Raw genomic sequence first — 16,890 nt, forward strand, 5'->3', positions numbered from 1 at the left:
GACAGTTACCTTCCGTGGAGTTCAAGGGTTCATCCGTTCACGGCGGTCACTATCCGGAAGGATTGAATCCGTATCCGGATCGTTCACCTGCGAGGTCTGGCCGAACCTGCGCGATATACGTGGTTCATGGAGCAGCCTCGATCGCCTCGGCTCGACTCTCGGCCGCCACCGCATGTCTCATTCGTGATCACCACCAGCCTGGGCCAGCGACAGCCTGACCGATGCGACAACTCGGGGCGCCGCCGAGGAGGCGGCCCGGTCCGTCACCGCCCGCCGCCGCTCGAAGGCAGCTTCGAGGAGGGGCTATGAGGCAGCGCCGTGTCCCGCTGCGGAGAGGAGCTGGGCGGAGTAGGGGTTGAGTTCGATGGGTTCGTCCTCACCGACGAGGACGGTGCCGCCGAGGTGGGCGAGGTGGCGGTTGTACGCGTAGTTCGGCTCGAAGGCGAAGCTCATGCCCGGTACGAGTGTCATCTCGGCGAGGAACGCGGGGTAGTCGAGGACGCGCGGGTATCCCTCGGTGCCGGGGAGGGTACTGAAGACCCCTCGGCCCTTGCCCACCGAGAGGCCGGGGTTGAGCGAGTGGACGGCGATGAGGAAGGGCCAGCCGTCGGCAGCGTCGATGGGCTCGTGCATGGCCTCGACGACGTCGCCGAAGGTACGGCCGGGGCGCAGGGCGTTCAGCCCTGCGTCGTAGGCGGCGCGGGCGACGCGGCCGGCGCGGTGGAAGTCCTCGTGCACCTCGCCGACGGCGATGGTGACCTGGCTCTGGGCGTGACGCCCGCCGAAGTTGGAGAACACCTCGGCGTAGATGACATCGCCCTCGGCCAGGATGCGCGGCGCCTCGGGCCGCTGTCCCCATGACGGAATCCCGGCGGCAATCACATCCGGACCGGACCACAGGTGCATCGACGGCGGCAGCGAGCCGTTCCGGTAGCCCTCGGCCATGCCCGCCGCATAGACGTGGCTCTCCGGGACGCCGGGCGCCGCAATCGCGACCATGGCCCGCACCATGGCGTCACCGATCTGAGCGGAGTGCCGGAGCACGGCGATCTCCTCTTCGCCCAGAGGCATGATGAGCTGCCCGAACGCGAGGTCGATCGGCCGGAACTCCGCCTCGGGGAACCGGTCGAGGACCCGGCTCCACTGACCATGCGGGATGATCCCTTCCGGGTTCCACGGCAGGTGCGCGCCGAGGCCGACGACCCCGATGACAGCCTTTTGCAGGCCCAGTTCGGACAGCGTCTCGATAATCGTGGGGGAATGGCGGGTGCCACGCAGGTTGTGCGGCGGGATCCACATCTTCTCGCCGCGCCGGGAGGCTTCGAGATGGTCCATCATGAACATCGGACCTGGCATGAGCGAGATCGGCTCACCGGCCTGCGGGAGGATGACGAGTGATCCCGGTCGGCTGTTGGTGAACCATGTGTCGTAGGCGACCGGCGCGGGGCCGGCGTCCTCGTGCTCGCCGTAGACCAGCAGCGCGTCCAGCCCTTCGTCGGCCATGAAGGACCTCGCGAGTGTGTAGCGGCGGTCGCGCTCGGCGATGGAGAAGGTCGGTATCTCAGTGGTGGTCATACCTCTCGTGTCTCCTGGGTGGAGGTGTCCGACAGGGTGGTGGGGGGTGATGTGTGTCCGGGCGGCTGATCTTGGAGGAGACCGATCAGGAACCGCAGTCCTGCCCGGACATCGGTCCAGCCGGACCGGGATCGCAGTCGGCCGCTCGCATCGGCATCGATCAGGCCGTGGGCCGTCGCGAAAATGATGATCCCGAGGTTGTTACTGGAGGACGCTGGAAGGGCGCCGGTCTTCTGGCAGTCGACAACGATGTTGGAGAACACCTGCAGCGCCGTCTCGGCGGCCTCACCCAGGGTTCCGCCCTGCGCGGCGACGTCGGGCGTGCCGAAGAGCAGCCGGTAGCGCGCTGGATGGTCCACGCTGAACCGGATGACGACATCAAGCGCGTCGAGCAGGCGCTCCACCGGGTCCAGGGACGATTCTCCGATCGTTCTCCAGGACTCGGCGATCGCGGTGAAGTCGGCCGCGGCGACAGCGGCGAGCAGGTCGTCGCGGCTCGTGAAGTGTTTATAGGGCGCGTTGTGCGAGACCTCAGTCGCGGAGCCGACCGCGCGCAGCGTCACAGCCGCCTGCCCGCCCTCGTCGAGAAGTTCCGCAGCTGCCGCCACCAGGCGTTGCGCGGTACTCATCGGACTCGGGCGGTTTCGTCGTCGTCCGCCGTCCGTACGACGAGCCGCTCCGAGTCCTCCCACAGCCTCTTCGCTCGCCGCCTGTCGTAGGTCAGATGGGCGGAGCGGACGGAGGACAAGGTCCCGTCGTTGGCCTGGAAGTACTCACCGGAGCGGTCCCCGTACTCCGGAGAGCATGCGAGCTCGGCCAGCGACGCGCCGGAGAACTCGACGTCGGAGACGACACCACCGATGCGCTTGGTCAGCCACGAGAACACCGAGGTGGCGGCGAACCACTGGACGGCCTTGGGCATGCCGCGCAGGAACCCGGTGGTCGGCACGGAACCCGGGTCGTAGGCGATCGAGACCACTGTGCTCCCGGCACTGCGGAGACGGCGGTCCAGCTCGTAGGCGTACATGATCGTGCACAGCTTCGAGGTGGCATAGCGCTTACCGGCGCTGAGCGCCTTGCGGCCGCCCTTGCCGTCATTGGCCAGCAGAGCGGCGTCCGGCTCGACCGCGGCACCCACCAACCTGCCGTCCATCGAGTCTCGATCGTGTGTGCCACTGGCGGTGAACACGACCCGGGCCGCCTCTCCCAGATACGGCAGCAGTAGATCGACGAGCAGGAAGTTCCCGAGGTAGTTCGTGGCGAACGTGGTCTCGTAGCCCTCGGGACTGTAGGTGACCTCGCCGTCGAAACGGCCCCCGGCGTTGCAGACGAGCGCGGCGAGCGAGCCGACCTCTCCTGTCTCGCAGAGCTTGGCCACCTCGGCAGCGGCACCGCGAACCGACGCCAGCGACGAGGTGTCGAGCGCCAGCAAGGTCACCGATACCCCGTACTTCGCCGTGAGGTCATCCTTGACCGGCTGCATTCGCTGCGTGCTGCGTCCGGCCAGCACGAGGTCAGTTCCCTTGGCTGCGAGCTCACGGGCCGCAGCCAGACCGATGCCTGAGTGTCCGCCCGTAATGAGGATCGTGGACATGATCAATACCTCCTGGTTGACAACGTCAACCTAGTGAGCCAGGTGGACACTGTCAACCAAGGTGGGTACGGCTCGGTCGCGACGCGTGAGATGAGCACCGTCACCCCCGTCGAGGGCGGAGGAGAGTGGGGCTTCGCCTCACCGGAAGTGCAGAAACATCCTCACGTGCCTGGTGGACTTGATGCAGCTCAGAGAGGATCTGGCCGAGCACGAGCTGGATGGACTGCCGGGACGCCGTGGCTCTGCACGACCGCGTCCTTGACGCCACCTCATGGCGGCCCACGGTTGGCGGCGGGTCAGGAACCCGAACCAGCGGCCGACGGCTCGTCGGCGACGTCGGCCTCCGGCCGCACACGGACGGGCGGCCGGAGACCTTCGCTGCGGCTGCGGCTGCGGCTGCGACTGCGACTGCGACTATGGCAGTGGCAGTGGTCGCCGCGTCGTTCAGACGGCGAGGCGGCCGCCGTCGGCCACGATCACCTGGCCGGTGACGAAGCTCGCGCGCTCGCTCGCCACGAACGCGATGACCTCGGCGAGTTCCTCGGGCGTGGCGTTGCGCTTGAGCGGGTTGACCTCGGACCAGGACGTGAACTGGTCGGCGCCGATGAATTCCACCACGTTGTCGCTGTTCACGTTGCCGGGAGCCACCGCGTTCACGCGTATGCCGTGTCGGCCCCACTCCGCGGCCCAACTGCGGGTGAACGATTCGACGGCCGCTTTCTGCGCTCCATACGTCGCCATATGCGGCATGGCGATAGCGGCGGCGATACTGCTGATGTTGACGATGTTGCCGCCGCCCCGCTCGATCATCCCCGGTACGAGTCGTGTGCTGAGGACGAAGTTGGCGCGCACGTTGGTGTCCCATGACTCCGCGTTCGCTGCGCTGTCCTGGTCGAGGGTCGGCTTGATGCTGGCCCGGTAGCTGGCCGCGTTGTTGACCAGCACGTCGATCTCACCTGCCTCCTTGGCCAACCGCTCGACGTCGGCGAGATCACTCAGATCAGCGAGAACGAACCGGGCCTTTCCGCCGCCGGCGGTGATGTCGTCGACCACCTCGGCCCCGCGCTCCGCGTTGCGGCCGGTGATCACCACCGACGCTCCGCCGCGTGCGAACGCGTGCGCCGTCGCGGCGCCGATTCCTCCCCGCGACCCCGCACCCGTAATCAGAATCCTCTTGCCCTCGAATTCCATTGCGTGCTCCTCGAAAAGATAAGGAAAAGATGCCTGACGGCGCGCGCCGAGATCGTGCGGAAATCTTCCTGCCCTGTGGCTGCGCCGCATGTGCATCAAGGTAGGACCGGCCTGACATAGAGGCAAATAGTGGCAACGTATACTCTGCATTGACATCTTCTATGTCGCGTTGAAGGGTGGACCTCGAATGAACCTGCGCCAATACGAGTACGCCCTGGCCGTCGCCGAAGAGGGCTCCATGACGGCGGCAGCAGAACGTCTGGGCGTCACCCAGCCCTCCCTGTCGCAGCAGATCGCCACCCTGGAGAAGCACCTCGGGGTGCAACTGTTCACCCGCACCCCGAGCGGGGTGACGGTGACGGTTGCAGGGCGGGCCTTCCTCGCGGAGGCGGAGATCGCGACGACCGCATCCCGGCGTGCCATCACAGCCGCGCGCGCCGCAGGCGGTGAACTGACCGGCGAACTCGTCATGGCTGTCCACATGGGCCTGGGAGCACGCCAACTGCCCCAAGCACTGGGACAACTGCGCAACCGCCACCCGAAACTGCAGGTGACTCTCTACGAGGAACCCGATCCCGCGGAGATGGAACGACTGGTCCGCCAGGGAAGCCTCGACATGATCCTCGTGCACCACTTCCCTCCCGGGTGCACCTTCGACGCTCACCCTCTCGGCGAGGAAAACTACGTCGCCGTCCTACCCAAGGGGCACCCGCTTCGCCCGGCCGGCGCCGCCCTGCGTCTGGAAGACCTGGCATCCGAGGGATGGATCCGGTTTCGGCGCGCCAGCCTGCTCGACGACTACCTCGCCCGCCTGCTCACGAACACGGGCCTCAGCCCGCACACCGTGGCCCGAGCGTCACAGATCTCCACCGCGGTACGGCTCGTGGCACAGGGCCTGGGCGTCACCGTAGTCCCGGCTTCGGCCATCCCCGAGGGCTTCGAAGAACTGGCCTGCCCGCTACAGCCCACCCTGACCGAACCCGTCCTCGTCGGCGTACGGCGCAATCCGGGCGCGGCAGAAACGGCCATGCTCGACCATCTCAACCAGCAGAACTGGTGCGGCACAAGCCTCCTCCACCAGCCCGCAACGGACTGAGCGTCCACGGAACTGCGAAAGCCGGACCGACAGAAAGAGAACTCTCCCATCCCTATGGCGTCTCAACATCGCGGACGGAAAGCAAGGCCGAGGCTACGGACGCTTCGCAGTGGAGTCCGTAGCGGGTGAGCTACGACGCCGAGGAGGCACACGCCTGACCACCACCTGGCATCCCGGAGCGGACGGCCCAACAGGCTTCCATCTGGCCCTCGGCTTCCAGCCGACCGGAGAGACCAGCGGAGACCAAACGGTGGGCACGCTGGAACTGCACTGAGCCCAGCTATCGCCGCACCCGCACAGATCACGCCTGCCGATATCCCGCCAACAGGCTCCGGCACAGCAGACCAGTAGGACCCTGTCCGGTCGCCCCGGCTCTTGAGTTTCGGACGGTTGTGGTGGGCGGTGACGCTGCGGAACCGCCTCGTGCGGCCGTAGTCGCACGAGGCTGCCCGGGCGTTTCAGTTGAGTCGCGCCTCAGCGAAAGGCGGCGATGTTACGGGCGACCCAGTTGTCGAAGGGACGCGGAGCGCGACCGAGGACTCGTTCCACGTCCGAGCTGATCCGCAGTTCGTCGGGGTTCGGGGCGGAGATGATGTCCAGGGTGTCGTCGGCGAGCTCCGGCGGCACGAATTGTGTCATCGCGGCTTTGGCCTCCTCTCGGGTGAGTTCGTGGAATCGCACCGGCGAGTCGAGCGCGGCGGCGATGACCTGCGCCTGCTGACGGGGCGTGATCACCTCGGGCCCGGTCAGCTCGAAGATTCCGCCGGCGTGCCGGTCGTCCAGCAGGCAGGCCGCCGCGACCTCGGCGATGTCCGCCGGGTCGACGACCGGAACCCCGACATCGCCGAAGGGCGCGGCGACCGTCCCTTGCGTGCGGACGGATTCCGCCCACGCCAAGGCGTTGGAAGCGAAGCCTCCCGGCCGCAGGACGGCCCAGTCCAGACCGGACTCTCTCAACGTGTTCTCCACCGCGCGCATCGCGATCCGCGACGGGCCGAGGGGCCTGGTCGCCACGCCCTGCGAAGACAGCAGGACGACTCGGCGGACCCCGCTGGCAGCAGCCAGGTCGATGATGTCGCCCGGCCTGGCTTCGGGGGCGTGCAGGTCGCCGGACAGCAGGAGGAACAGCGCCTTCGCCCCGTCCAAAGCAGGGCTGAGTCCCTGCGGATCGGCCAAGTCAGCCGACACATACCGGACCCCGTCCGGCACTGCCGCCGCGTGCCGAGACACCGCCGTCACCTGCTCGCCCGCCTTGGCCAGGGCCTGCGTCAAAGGCCGGCCCACATTCCCGGTAGCCCCGGTCACCACGATCATGTTCAGCTCCTAGTCCGTTGTGCACTACGGGAATTGACGCTAGGAGGCAGGCTTACTTTTCGTAAGAACATACCCAGAGGTAAGCTCCGGACATGAGGGAAGGCGCGCAGCGTATGGAGACCGAAGCAGATACTCGGTATGAGGTGTTTCACACCGACTGCCCCGCGCGCGACGTGGTCGACCACGTGACCAGCAGGTGGGGTATCTGGGTGCTGATCTCCTTGCGGAGCAACGACCTTCGGTTCTACGAGCTGCGCGACAGCATCCAGGGCATCAGCGAGAAGATGCTCGCTCAGACACTGCGCGCACTCGTACAGGACGACCTGGTCTGGCGGCAGGTCGAGCCGACCACGCCGCCTCAAGTCACCTACGGTCTGACCGAGTTCGGCCAGGACGTCGGCACGCCGCTGACGGACCTGTTCGACCGGATCACACAGCGGCTGGCAGCCAGCGGGGTGTCCGCCACGGAGGGGCCGAGCACAACAGGTCAGACGAAGCAGCTGACCATCCCCGGACCTCAACAGCCTCATCATCTCGACGACGAACACTGATGCTCTCGGCATGCCGGCCGGAAGCCCTCGTAGCGGCTGCCTGCCTCACGGTCCCGTCGGTCTTCGATCGGGTGCGTGTCCCGGATATGGGAGAACCTCCTGCGTGGGCTCAAAGGATCGGGGATCCTGGGTGATCATGACGGCAAATTTGAGCGATACCACTCCAGGTAGTGAGCTGAAGGCGCTTCTTCGGGTCCTGGACGGACAGCGACGCCACGTTCTCGGGATCCTTGACGGGCTCGACGCGAAGGATCTTCGACGGCCCGTGCTGCCTTCCGGATGGCACTGCCTGGGGCTGGTCCAGCATCTGGCGCTCGATGTGGAGCGGTTCTGGTTCCGCGCTGTCGTCGCCGGGGACGAGGAGGTCATCCATGGCCTGACGAGCGGTGACGAAGCGTGGAAGGTGGCCCCGGAAGTGCCGGCCATCGACGTACTCGACCGATATCGGCGGGAGGCAGAACTCGCCGATGCCGTCATCACCGCCGCCGCCTCTGCCGACGTCGCACTGGCCTGGTGGCCCCACGATCTGTTCGGCGAACCGCACCTGCACACGCTGCGCGACGTCCTGCTGCATGTCATCACCGAGACTGCGTGCCATGCGGGCCACCTCGACGCAGCCCGAGAGCTGATCGACGGCCGCCGATGGCTGGTCCTGACCTGAGAATCGCCGGTTCGACCGCCAGCGTGCCCTTCGGATCGCTCGCCCGCGTCGCTAGCCCGCGCGACCTACGCAGTCAGTGAAGGGCCTTGCCCAGCGGAGCGGGGACGGGCGGACAACGTGCGCCTCGTCAGCTGGACCGGCCAAGATACGCTGCCGCAGTGATCCTGCCGACGGTTGACGAGGTACGCGCGCTCCACGAACGGCACGCGCCGTCGCACGAAGCCCTGGACCTCGTCTTCACTCACTGTCAGATCATCAGCGACATCGCCGGACAGCTCGGGAAACGGACAGACCTCACTCTCGACACCGATCTCGTCCGTGTCGGTGCGCTCCTCCACGACATCGGTGTCTACCGGCTCTACGACCAGGCCGGCCGACTCGATCACGGCAACTACATCCGCCATGGTGTCCTCGGCCACGAGATCCTCCGGCAGGAGGGATTCCCCGAGCGACTGTGCCGCTTCTGCTCCTGCCACACGGGAGTCGGCCTCACCCGGCACGACGTCCGCACACAGGGCCTTGCCATACCCGAGGCCGACTATCTGGCCGAGACGGTCGAGGAGCAACTGGTCATGTACGCCGACAAGTTCCACAGCAAGACGACTCCCCCCACCTTCCTCACCGCCGACGCCTGTGCCGCCCACCTGAAACCATTCGGTGCGGCCAAGGTCCATGCGTTCGACCTGCTGCGTGCCAGGTTCGGCGAGCCCGATCTGACTTCGGTCACAGCGCGGTACGGCCACACGCAGACCTGAGACCGTACGCGGGCCTGAGACCGCGTCCGCCTCCCACTGCTTCTCAGACCTGCTGCTCGAACTCCAGGCTTGCGTACCGGCGCCTGGAGATGTTCTCGCGGGTGCCGACGATCAGGGTCTGGGTATAGACGTCGAGGTCGATCGCCTGGCCGTGTATCTGCGCCAGGAGCACCAGGTCGCCCTCGTCCGGTGCCGACTGCCAAGGGCGGGAGAAACCACCCAGTTGGACGGAGACCCCGTGCGCAGCGCCGCCCGCTGCCGCCTGCCGTGCAGCGTCCACGAAGCGGTCCAGGGCGTCGTCCCGGTCGGCATCGCCGTCCCGGAACGCACTGGTCGCGGGGGCGTCGCGCCAATCGGGCGCGAGGGTCAGTCCCGGGATCGGGTACAGGACTCCTGGTTCGTAGACCTTGGGCTGCCAGGGCTCCCCTTCGATGAGTTCGTGCGGCGCCGTGCGCTCCCCGGTTCGCGCACCAGCGGGAACGTGAAGCACCACCGACGACTCCGGCTCGTACTCGATGTCAGCGAAGAACAAGAGGCTTCCATCAGAAGGCAGTTCGATGTCCAGGACTCCCTCAGGGAGCGCCGCACAGTCGACGGTCAGCACAAGAGGTTCGCGTCCGTCGGGCCAGTCGATGCCGTCCGGCAGCGCGGGGAGGCCTCCCGTACGTGCGGCGGGACGGGTCTCTTTCTGCTGAGGGGTCAGATCCTGAAAGGGGATCAGGTGGAGGCACGGTCGGGAGCCGGTCAGCATCTCCTGCGCGACCGGTTCGGGGACGCTGTGCATTTCGGCCGTGCGGACGACGAGCTGTTCCACCATCGGAGAAGTCATAACCGCGATCATGCCAGGGCCCGCTGTCGGGAATGGGCCGACGCCATACCATTCTCAGCCACCCATACCGTTCTCAGCCACCCGCAGCTGACCACGCCACAACTGGTCCCAGCGCGAGCCAATTCCCCGGGCCACGCCGAAGCACCCGAGTGGTCAAGTGCGGTGCAAACGCCCTCTTGCCGCCCTGAGCTGCGCCTTGCACTCTATGAAACGGGGCCATTGCGATCTGTAATTGGGGGAAGGCAGTTGATGGAGCAGGGTGGAGATTTATCCGAGCGAGATCAGCCGGCCGTCGCAGCGCTCAGGGGACGGATACTTCTGCACACCCGCACGTTGAAGGCCGCTGCCCTTGCCGAGTACGCCGGCGACGGCACGGTTCTGTGCGGGGCCGGGGCACTGGGCGAGGTCAAGGACGCTCTGCGGTATCTGGGCACGGTGTCTGTACTCGCCGATCCGGCGCCCTATGAGGAGCACTTCGCCGGTGTCTCGGACAGCTTCTACGTCAAGCCCCGACCCGAAGCGGGGGGCCTGCTTTCGCTGCCCCACGGTGTGGACCGGCCCGGGCAGGACCAGTTGGCCGCCGGCGCCACCGCCGCGCTGACTCCAACTCGGTACTTTGCCGCCGGGGATGACCTGGCCGTCAGCGCAGCGACCCGCCGCGTACGGCAGTTCGACCCTTCACAGGTCATCTTCACGGTGCCGCTCGCAGCCGAGTGGCTGCAGTCCGACAGGGACGTGCGATTCCTGATCGGTGCTCTGAACAGAGTTCCGCACGTCAAAGCGCTGGCTTTGGGATCCGCCGGTGATCCACTCCCCGACCGGGCTTCGGCGCAGCGCCTGCGAATCTTGATCGACAACATCAACGACGTGGCGCTCATTCGCGCGGGACTTGCCGGCCTCGATTCCTACGCCCGCGGAGCGGCGTTCGTCTCGATCGGCATGCAGAAGTCGTGCCGCGCTTTCCGACCGCCCGACGCAGCGGGCAGACCGGATGCGAATCGCAGTGGCAGGCCCAAATCCTATGTTCTGCATCCGGACCTGATGCAGTATTTCCGCACTGATGCGCTGGCTCACCTCTACGGCTTCACCACTCCCCCACCCTGCGACTGCATTGTCTGCGACGGCCGATCGCTCACGCGATTCAGCGACGATCCCGATGATGTCAGGGAAGCCGAGCAGCACAACCTGGCCACGTGGTTGCCGTGGGCCGAGGAACTCCAAGAAGCATCAGCCAGCGACCGCCGCTACCTATGGCGCGATCGCTGCTATGCGGCGATCGAAGCTCACGAACGGGCCGGCCTTCAATGGCGCAGCCGACGCGATCCAGGGCCGCCCGCCGGCCTCACCCTGTGGGCGACCCAAGAGGATTGACCAGCCCCAGCCCCAGCCCCGCTCCCGCTCCCGGTCCCGCAGAATCCTCCAGCAACCGCGCGTAGACATGCTCGGCAAAGCGCCAGCCGGCCGCCGTCTCGTGCACCTGCGCCAGCGGTTGCACCGGCACGAGCACCCGCGGCTCGTCCACGCCCTGCCAGTGCACCACCCCGGTGCTGAACCGGACCGCCTCCGCCTGAAGCTCTGCCGAGCCGTTCATCGGAGCGTCCAGCCAGATCGCCTGCGGGGCATACGCGCCGAACGGCATCACGTCCAGAGCCTCCACACCGGCGTGCTCACTGCGCACCACCGCCAGGTCCACCGACACAGGCGGCACCGCCGACCGCACCACCGTGTCCGCACGCCGCTCACACGCGTGCACGGACTCTCCGCGCCCGAGCAGCCGCCGATCCCGGCCTGCCAGCGACGCCAGCGCCACCGCGTCTCCCACCGGCAGCTTCAGCAAAGCGTCCAGCAGCCACAGGTCGTCCAGAGGCCCGACGGAAGCGGCCTGCCGGCGAGCGTGCTCCTCGTCGTTCCAGCGATACACCAGAACCACTGGAACGCCCCATAGCGTCACCGAAGCCACTTCGGCGTCCAGAGCCAGTTTCCCGCCGGACGCGGCCTCGCACAGACGGACGAGGTCGGCGTCAGTGAACTTGGAGGTCATCAGATTCATCCCTTGCGACGGCAGCGCGAACACACAACCACAGCTGTGGTCGGCCGCCGCACCGGAACAGGCGATCCCGCGAAACGCGAGCGCGAAACGGGGCAGGATGGGATCGCCGATCGGAGTACCAGGCAGCCGGCGACGCAACCGCCCGGCGATCGGCATCCGGGGATCGCGTCTAAGCCTTTCGGGCCAGTCCGGCGGCGATGAGGTGTTCCCACACCGTGAGCTGTTGCCTTTCGCCCACATCGCACGCGGTACCGGTCTCGTCGGGACGCCACAGCGAGGCGGGGACGATCCCCGGGTCGAGGATGTCCAGGCCCTCCAGCAGGGAGGCGATCTCCGCGTCGGTGCGCCACCGGCCGCGGCCGAACGTCTGCTGGAGGACCTTCTCGGCCTCCGCCGTCTCCGCGTCGTTGCCGGAGCGGAAGTGGCTGAGGAAGAAGTAGCTGCCGGAGGGGACGTGGTCGCGCCAGTAGCGGACGATGCCGGCCGGGTCCTCGTCATCGTTGACGTGGTGGAGGATGGCGCTGAGGATGACGGCGACAGGGCGCTCGAAGTCGATGAGCTCGACGGTGTCGGGGTGCGTGCGCACGGCTTCTGGGTTGCGCACGTCGGCCGCGACCACGCGGGTGCGGTCGTTGTTCTCCAAGAGCGCGCGGCCGTGGACCAGCGCCTGGGGGTCGATGTCGACGTAGACGACGCGGGAGTCGGGAGCGGCCCGTTGCGCGACCTGGTGGACGTTGTCCGCGGTCGGCAGGCCACTGCCCAGGTCGATGAACTGCCGGATGCCGGTGGTCGTTGCGATCTCTCTGACCGCCCGTGTCAGGGCGGCACGGTTGGCGAAAGCGATGGCCACCGAACCGGGCAGGTCGCGCTTGAACACATCGCCCACCGCACGGTCCGCGGCGTAGTTGTCCTTACCGCCGAGCAGGTAGTCGTAGACGCGGGCGATGCTGGGCCTGGTCGGGTCGATGGAGGAGCCCCTGTATGTCACGGCTGCCATTCTTCACCCCAACGCCGCCTGCACAAGGTCGTTTTGAGGTTCTTTCGCTGGTCGGGGCCGCGCTGTGACATCGGCGGCCGTGCGCCGAGCGGCACTGACCGAGACGGTCGTCAGCGGGCGAGCCACGTCCTGATCTCGCCACCGACCTGCCGCACGCCCAACGCGTCACGGTCGATACGCCCCGCGAGAGCAGCCGCCTGCTTGGGCCGCACATCGACGATGACGCCGCTGACCGTCAGCTAGGAGGCGGCCACGACCGCTGACCGTCAGGTAGGAGGCGGCCACGACCGCGGCGAACAGTTCGTCCGAGTGCTCCAGCCCCGGGCAGCCGCCGGCTTGCCATCGGCCTGGTCCGGGTGTCCGAACTCGTCGGCGAAGCTCTCGGCCCAGGCGCCGGCGAAGTGCGCGCCCGCGGCCGCCGACCCACCGCCGCCACGGCACGCCCTGCCCCGCCGAGCGCGATCGGCCAGTCGGCCCGCCCTTGCGCCGCCCGTGCTCATGAGAGCAAAAAAATCAGCATGTGTTGCCGTGAGGTTAATTCTGGATCTACTGTCCGTCGCCAGGACCACATCAGGAGGCCCATATGCGTACCAAGCGCATCTTCGGGATCTTTATCACGGCATCCACTCTTATATCGCTCAGCGCGTGCTCCGTCTCGACCACCCCGGGCGGCTCGGACGGCGACAGCGGCAAGAAGGCGGCCTCGGACGGCCTGTCCATCGGCTTCAGCCAGGCGACCCAGCAGTCGCCGTTCTACGTGCAGTTGCGCACCGGCGCCGAACAGGCCGCGAAGAAGGCCGGGGCCAAGCTCAACTTCGCCGACGCGGGTGACGACGTGACGAAGCAGAACAACGACATCCAGGACCTCATCACCCGCGGTGTCGACGTACTGCTGGTCAACCCCGTCGACCCCAAGGGCGTGAAGGCGGGACTGGCCGCCGCGAAGGCGGCGGGGATCCCGGTCGTCACCGTCGACCGCCCGGTGCCCTCCGGCGCCGTCGCCCACGTCGGACGCGACAACAAGGAGATGGGCCGACTCGTCGGCGCCGAGGTCGTCAAGGCCCTGGGCGCCAAGGGCGGCAAGGTCATCGAGATCAAGGGCGACGCGGGCGGTGCCGTCGCCCGCGACCGCAGCGCGGGGTTCCACGAGGCCGTGGCGGCCAACAGCAAGATCAAGATCGTGGCAGGGCCCTACTGCGACTACATCCGTGCCAAGGCCGTCACCGCCATGCAGGACCTCGTCCAGACGAACCCTGACGTCAAGGCCGTCTACGCGCACAACGACGACATGGCCCTCGGCGCGCTCCAGGTGCTCAAGGAGAACAACCGCACCGATGTGAAGGTCGCCGGTGTCGACGGACTGATGGAGGCCGTGAAGTCCATCGCCGCCGACGGACCGTACATCGCCACCTCGCTCAACGACCCGATCTCGCTCGGCGCCACCGCCGTACAGACCGCGCTGGACGCCCAGGAGGGCAAGAAGGTCTCCGCCGAGGTCGACGCCGGGACCGGCCTGATCGACACCGGTAACGCCGCCTCGTACAGCGGCTCCACCACCTTCGCCCTCGCGGACAAGAAGTAACGTTTCGCCGCCCTTCGCCCGCGCGGGCGTGACACAACGCCCCACAGCATGCGCCAGGCCGGATCCCGGCCCCGCCCCACCCGAGAGAGCGATACGAAAATGCCGCAAACCATGCGAGCCGCCCTGCTGCACGCCCCGGGCGACATCCGCGTCGAGGAGGTGCCCGTACCGGTGCCCGCGCCCCGGGAGGCACTCGTCCGTGTCGCGGCGTGCGGGGTCTGCGGCTCCGACATACCCAGGATGCTGCGCCCAGGAGGGGCCTACCACCTCCCGCTGATCTGCGGCCATGAGTTCTCCGGACACGTGGTGGCGCTCGGCGCGGAGCTCGCGGCGGCCGGCACGGTCAAGGAGGGCGACCTCGTGGCGGTCCCGCCGCTGATTCCCTGCCGCCGCTGCACCCCCTGCGCCCAGGGGCACTTCAGCCTCTGCGAGGACTACGACTACTTCGGCAGTCGGCGCGCCGGCGCCTACGCCGAGTACGTGACCGTCCCCGAGGGCAATCTGATGGTGCTGCCCCCCGACCTCGACCCGCGCGCCGCCGCGATGCTCGACCCGGCCGCCATCGCCCTCCACGCCATCTGGCGCACCAAGCTGCGCGCCGGTCACCGGGTCGCGGTCGTCGGAGCGGGACCCATCGGCCTGTTCGCCATCCAGTGGGCCCTGCTCGCCGGCGCGCACGAGGTGCTCTCCATCGACGTCAGCGAGGAGAAGGCCGCGATGGCCATGGAGGCCGGCGCCACCCACACCGCCACCACCGCCGAGCGGGCGAGCGAACTCGCGGGCCAGGGCTACGACGTCATCATCGAGTCCGCCGGCGTGCCGGCCACCGCGGACCAGGCCGTCTCCCTCGCGGCCCGGCACGGGCAGGCCGTCTTCATCGGCATCCCGCACGATCCCGTCGTCCTGCCGAAGGCCACCTTCAGTAATTTCCTGCGCCGGGAGGTCACCCTTCACGGCGCCTGGAACTCCTTCTCCGCCCCGTTCCCCGGTGACGAATGGCGCACCGCCGCCCGCGCCATGGGGGACGGTAGCCTCCGCTGGAAGTTCATGATCACTCACGAACTGGGGCTCGACGACGTCTCCGCGACCCTGCGTCAGCTGGGCGAGCGGTCCATCTTCAGCTCCAAGGTCCTCTTCCTGCCGAACGGAGACCGTCCATGAGCGCGCTTCTCGCCATCGACCTGGGCACCGAAAGCGCCCGGGTGGCCGTGTACAGCGCCGACGGTGCGGAACTCGGGCTGAGCCAGAGCGGCTACCCCACCTCCTTCCCGCACCCCGGCTGGGCCGAGCAGAATCCCGAGGACTGGTGGCACGCGGTGGTCACGGCCACCCGCGCGGCCCTCACCGAGGCGGGCTCGCCCCCGGTGGCCGGCGTCGCCGTCGCGACCACCGCGTCCACCGTCGCCGTACTGGACGCGGCCGGACGGCCGCTGCGTCCGGCACTGCTGTGGATGGACAGCCGGGCCAGCGCGGAGTCCGCTCTGACAGCCACCCTGGACCATCCGGTCCTGCGGTACGCGGGCGGCTCCGACGCGGTCGAGTGGCTCGTGCCGAAGGCCATGTGGCTGGCCCGGCACCAGCCGGAGGTCTACCGCGCCGCCGGTCACATCGTCGAGGCGGTCGACTACCTCGTGTGGCGCCTCACCGGCGAGTGGACCGGATCGCGGATGAACGCCGTGTGCAAGTGGAACTACGACCCGCGCGGCGCAGGTCTCCCCGACGACCTCTACGCGGAGCTGGGCGTACCCGACCTCCGGGACAAGCTCCCCAGCCGTATCGTCCCGGTCGGCGACCCCGTCGCGCCCGTGCAGCCCAGTGCCCGCGACGAACTCGGCCTCACCGGCGGGGCCGTGGTCGGCGCCGGCGGCATCGACGCCCACCTGTCCCTGCTCGCCGTCGGCGGCGCGCGGACCGGCCGGGTGTCGGTCGTCTGCGGCACCTCCACCGCCTTCGTCACGGAGATCGACGAGCCCGTCTTCCCGCCCACCGTCTGGGGCCCCTATCCGGATGCCCTGAACACCGGCCGGTGGCTGGTCGAGGGAGGGCAGGTCACCTCGGGGTCCGTGCTCACCTGGGCCGGTGAACAACTCCTCGGCCGGCCCCGCGCGGAACTGCCCGCTCTGATCAAGGAGGCCGCGGCGCTGCCGCCCGGCGCACACGGGCTGATGGTCCTCGACTACTTCATGGGCAATCGCACACCGCTGCGCGACCCCCGGCTGCGCGGCGCCGTTCTGGGACTGACGCTCGGCAGCCGTCCCGAGGAGGTCTACCGGGCCGCCGTCGAAGGCGTCGCCTACGGCACCCGCCAGGTCCTCGACTCGTTCGTCGAAGGCGGCGTACCGGTCGAGGAAGTGTTCGTGTCCGGAGGCATCCGGCACAACCCGTTGTGGCTGCGCACCACCGCGGACGTACTCGGCCGCCCGCTGCTGCTGGTCTCCGAGAGCAACCTCACCCTGCGGGCCTGCGCGGTCGCCGCGGCCAACGCGGCCGGCCGGGCCACCTCCCTCACCGAGGCCGCCGCGGGCTTCGCCCCGCGCGTGACGGTCATCGAACCGGACTCCTCCCACCGCGCGGCCTTCGAACAGGGATACGCGGACTACCGGGCCGCGACCGATGCCACGCGCGAAATCGCCCACCGGCTCAGCGCGCCCGACCGCCACGCGGGCTGACCCGGCCGTCGGACAAGGAGGTCCGG

At 68.2% G+C, this 16,890-nt stretch carries 16 protein-coding genes and 1 pseudogene; 9 read left to right on the forward strand and 8 right to left on the reverse strand.

What is annotated here, in order from left to right; genetic code table 11:
- Nucleotides 1–303: 303 nt before the first annotated feature.
- From J8N05_RS20930 to J8N05_RS20945, 4 genes are all read right to left on the reverse strand, one after another.
- Nucleotides 304–1,575 (reverse strand): aminopeptidase P family protein, encoded by a 1,272-nt coding sequence (locus J8N05_RS20930; protein ID WP_210884880.1) that lies wholly within the window; start codon nucleotides 1,573–1,575, stop codon nucleotides 304–306.
- Nucleotides 1,572–2,204 carry a TetR/AcrR family transcriptional regulator gene (locus J8N05_RS20935; RefSeq protein WP_210884881.1) on the reverse strand — a complete coding sequence of 211 codons (633 nt, stop codon included), beginning with the start codon at nucleotides 2,202–2,204 and terminating at the stop codon, nucleotides 1,572–1,574. The genes J8N05_RS20930 and J8N05_RS20935 overlap by 4 nt, the downstream gene beginning before the upstream one ends.
- A complete protein-coding gene (locus J8N05_RS20940) occupies nucleotides 2,201–3,169 on the reverse strand; it encodes an SDR family NAD(P)-dependent oxidoreductase (RefSeq protein ID WP_210884882.1) in 969 nt (322 codons plus the stop codon). Before J8N05_RS20940 ends, J8N05_RS20935 begins: the two co-directional genes overlap by 4 nt.
- Nucleotides 3,170–3,613: 444 nt before the next feature.
- Nucleotides 3,614–4,450 carry an SDR family NAD(P)-dependent oxidoreductase gene (locus J8N05_RS20945; protein ID WP_308286811.1) on the reverse strand — a complete coding sequence of 279 codons (837 nt, stop codon included), beginning with the start codon at nucleotides 4,448–4,450 and terminating at the stop codon, nucleotides 3,614–3,616.
- Between the two features lie 97 nt (nucleotides 4,451–4,547).
- On the opposite strand from J8N05_RS20945, the gene J8N05_RS20950 reads away from it, so the two are divergent.
- The gene (locus tag J8N05_RS20950) at nucleotides 4,548–5,456 is read left to right on the forward strand and encodes a LysR family transcriptional regulator (RefSeq protein ID WP_210884883.1); all 909 of its coding nucleotides are present in this window, start codon (nucleotides 4,548–4,550) and stop codon (nucleotides 5,454–5,456) included.
- Nucleotides 5,457–5,508: 52 nt separating this feature from the next.
- Nucleotides 5,509–5,730, forward strand: a pseudogene (locus tag J8N05_RS47510) (GNAT family N-acetyltransferase); the annotation flags it as partial.
- A gap of 200 nt (nucleotides 5,731–5,930) precedes the next feature.
- Here J8N05_RS47510 and J8N05_RS20955 read toward each other — a convergent pair.
- Nucleotides 5,931–6,770 (reverse strand): SDR family oxidoreductase, encoded by an 840-nt coding sequence (locus J8N05_RS20955; protein WP_210884884.1) that lies wholly within the window; start codon nucleotides 6,768–6,770, stop codon nucleotides 5,931–5,933.
- Nucleotides 6,771–6,862: 92 nt separating this feature from the next.
- Between J8N05_RS20955 and J8N05_RS20960 the strand changes: the two genes are divergently transcribed.
- The 3 genes from J8N05_RS20960 (at nucleotide 6,863) to J8N05_RS20970 (ending at nucleotide 8,737) form a co-directional block, all read left to right on the forward strand.
- Nucleotides 6,863–7,321 carry a winged helix-turn-helix transcriptional regulator gene (locus J8N05_RS20960; protein WP_247706372.1) on the forward strand — a complete coding sequence of 153 codons (459 nt, stop codon included), beginning with the start codon at nucleotides 6,863–6,865 and terminating at the stop codon, nucleotides 7,319–7,321.
- 136 nt (nucleotides 7,322–7,457) lie between these two features.
- Nucleotides 7,458–7,982 carry a DinB family protein gene (locus tag J8N05_RS20965; protein ID WP_210890276.1) on the forward strand — a complete coding sequence of 175 codons (525 nt, stop codon included), beginning with the start codon at nucleotides 7,458–7,460 and terminating at the stop codon, nucleotides 7,980–7,982.
- 158 nt (nucleotides 7,983–8,140) lie between these two features.
- Nucleotides 8,141–8,737, forward strand: a complete 597-nt coding sequence (locus J8N05_RS20970) for an HD domain-containing protein (RefSeq protein ID WP_210884886.1) — start codon at nucleotides 8,141–8,143, stop codon at nucleotides 8,735–8,737.
- A 43-nt stretch (nucleotides 8,738–8,780) separates the two neighbouring features.
- On the opposite strand, the gene J8N05_RS20975 is transcribed toward J8N05_RS20970, so the two are convergent.
- Nucleotides 8,781–9,566 (reverse strand): DUF1963 domain-containing protein, encoded by a 786-nt coding sequence (locus J8N05_RS20975; protein WP_247706373.1) that lies wholly within the window; start codon nucleotides 9,564–9,566, stop codon nucleotides 8,781–8,783.
- A 249-nt stretch (nucleotides 9,567–9,815) separates the two neighbouring features.
- Between J8N05_RS20975 and J8N05_RS20980 the strand changes: the two genes are divergently transcribed.
- Entirely contained in the window at nucleotides 9,816–10,937 is a 1,122-nt protein-coding gene (locus tag J8N05_RS20980; protein ID WP_210884888.1) for a hypothetical protein, read from the forward strand.
- On the opposite strand, the gene J8N05_RS20985 is transcribed toward J8N05_RS20980, so the two are convergent.
- Together J8N05_RS20985 and J8N05_RS20990 are read right to left on the reverse strand one after the other, a co-directional pair.
- Entirely contained in the window at nucleotides 10,909–11,772 is an 864-nt protein-coding gene (locus J8N05_RS20985) for a hypothetical protein (RefSeq protein WP_210884890.1), read from the reverse strand. The genes J8N05_RS20980 and J8N05_RS20985 overlap by 29 nt on opposite strands.
- Before the next feature lie 13 nt (nucleotides 11,773–11,785).
- On the reverse strand, nucleotides 11,786–12,613 hold the full coding sequence (locus J8N05_RS20990) for an SAM-dependent methyltransferase (RefSeq protein ID WP_210884892.1): 828 nt from the start codon (nucleotides 12,611–12,613) through the stop codon (nucleotides 11,786–11,788).
- Between the two features lie 583 nt (nucleotides 12,614–13,196).
- On the opposite strand from J8N05_RS20990, the gene J8N05_RS20995 reads away from it, so the two are divergent.
- From J8N05_RS20995 to J8N05_RS21005, 3 genes are all read left to right on the forward strand, one after another.
- Nucleotides 13,197–14,195 carry a substrate-binding domain-containing protein gene (locus J8N05_RS20995; RefSeq protein ID WP_210884893.1) on the forward strand — a complete coding sequence of 333 codons (999 nt, stop codon included), beginning with the start codon at nucleotides 13,197–13,199 and terminating at the stop codon, nucleotides 14,193–14,195.
- A gap of 111 nt (nucleotides 14,196–14,306) precedes the next feature.
- Nucleotides 14,307–15,356 carry a galactitol-1-phosphate 5-dehydrogenase gene (locus J8N05_RS21000; RefSeq protein WP_210884894.1) on the forward strand — a complete coding sequence of 350 codons (1,050 nt, stop codon included), beginning with the start codon at nucleotides 14,307–14,309 and terminating at the stop codon, nucleotides 15,354–15,356.
- Nucleotides 15,353–16,864 (forward strand): FGGY-family carbohydrate kinase, encoded by a 1,512-nt coding sequence (locus J8N05_RS21005; RefSeq protein WP_210884895.1) that lies wholly within the window; start codon nucleotides 15,353–15,355, stop codon nucleotides 16,862–16,864. Before J8N05_RS21000 ends, J8N05_RS21005 begins: the two co-directional genes overlap by 4 nt.
- The last annotated feature ends 26 nt before the right edge of the window (nucleotides 16,865–16,890 follow it).

The sequence above is a fragment of the Streptomyces liliiviolaceus genome (assembly GCF_018070025.1).
GTDB lineage: Bacteria > Actinomycetota > Actinomycetes > Streptomycetales > Streptomycetaceae > Streptomyces > Streptomyces liliiviolaceus.

What these genes read in the sequence shown, in the direction of transcription:
- J8N05_RS20930 (WP_210884880.1), bottom strand. Translation starts at nt 1,575, where the DNA reads ATGACCACCACTGAGATACCGACCTTCTCCATCGCCGAGCGCGACCGC.
- J8N05_RS20935 (WP_210884881.1), bottom strand. Translation starts at nt 2,204, where the DNA reads ATGAGTACCGCGCAACGCCTGGTGGCGGCAGCTGCGGAACTTCTCGAC.
- J8N05_RS20940 (WP_210884882.1), bottom strand. Translation starts at nt 3,169, where the DNA reads ATGTCCACGATCCTCATTACGGGCGGACACTCAGGCATCGGTCTGGCT.
- J8N05_RS20945 (WP_308286811.1), bottom strand. Translation starts at nt 4,450, where the DNA reads ATGCGGCGCAGCCACAGGGCAGGAAGATTTCCGCACGATCTCGGCGCG.
- J8N05_RS20950 (WP_210884883.1), top strand. Translation starts at nt 4,548, where the DNA reads ATGAACCTGCGCCAATACGAGTACGCCCTGGCCGTCGCCGAAGAGGGC.
- J8N05_RS20955 (WP_210884884.1), bottom strand. Translation starts at nt 6,770, where the DNA reads ATGATCGTGGTGACCGGGGCTACCGGGAATGTGGGCCGGCCTTTGACG.
- J8N05_RS20960 (WP_247706372.1), top strand. Translation starts at nt 6,863, where the DNA reads ATGAGGGAAGGCGCGCAGCGTATGGAGACCGAAGCAGATACTCGGTAT.
- J8N05_RS20965 (WP_210890276.1), top strand. Translation starts at nt 7,458, where the DNA reads ATGACGGCAAATTTGAGCGATACCACTCCAGGTAGTGAGCTGAAGGCG.
- J8N05_RS20975 (WP_247706373.1), bottom strand. Translation starts at nt 9,566, where the DNA reads ATGACTTCTCCGATGGTGGAACAGCTCGTCGTCCGCACGGCCGAAATG.
- J8N05_RS20980 (WP_210884888.1), top strand. Translation starts at nt 9,816, where the DNA reads ATGGAGCAGGGTGGAGATTTATCCGAGCGAGATCAGCCGGCCGTCGCA.
- J8N05_RS20985 (WP_210884890.1), bottom strand. Translation starts at nt 11,772, where the DNA reads ATGCCGATCGCCGGGCGGTTGCGTCGCCGGCTGCCTGGTACTCCGATC.
- J8N05_RS20990 (WP_210884892.1), bottom strand. Translation starts at nt 12,613, where the DNA reads ATGGCAGCCGTGACATACAGGGGCTCCTCCATCGACCCGACCAGGCCC.
- J8N05_RS20995 (WP_210884893.1), top strand. Translation starts at nt 13,197, where the DNA reads ATGCGTACCAAGCGCATCTTCGGGATCTTTATCACGGCATCCACTCTT.
- J8N05_RS21000 (WP_210884894.1), top strand. Translation starts at nt 14,307, where the DNA reads ATGCGAGCCGCCCTGCTGCACGCCCCGGGCGACATCCGCGTCGAGGAG.
- J8N05_RS21005 (WP_210884895.1), top strand. Translation starts at nt 15,353, where the DNA reads ATGAGCGCGCTTCTCGCCATCGACCTGGGCACCGAAAGCGCCCGGGTG.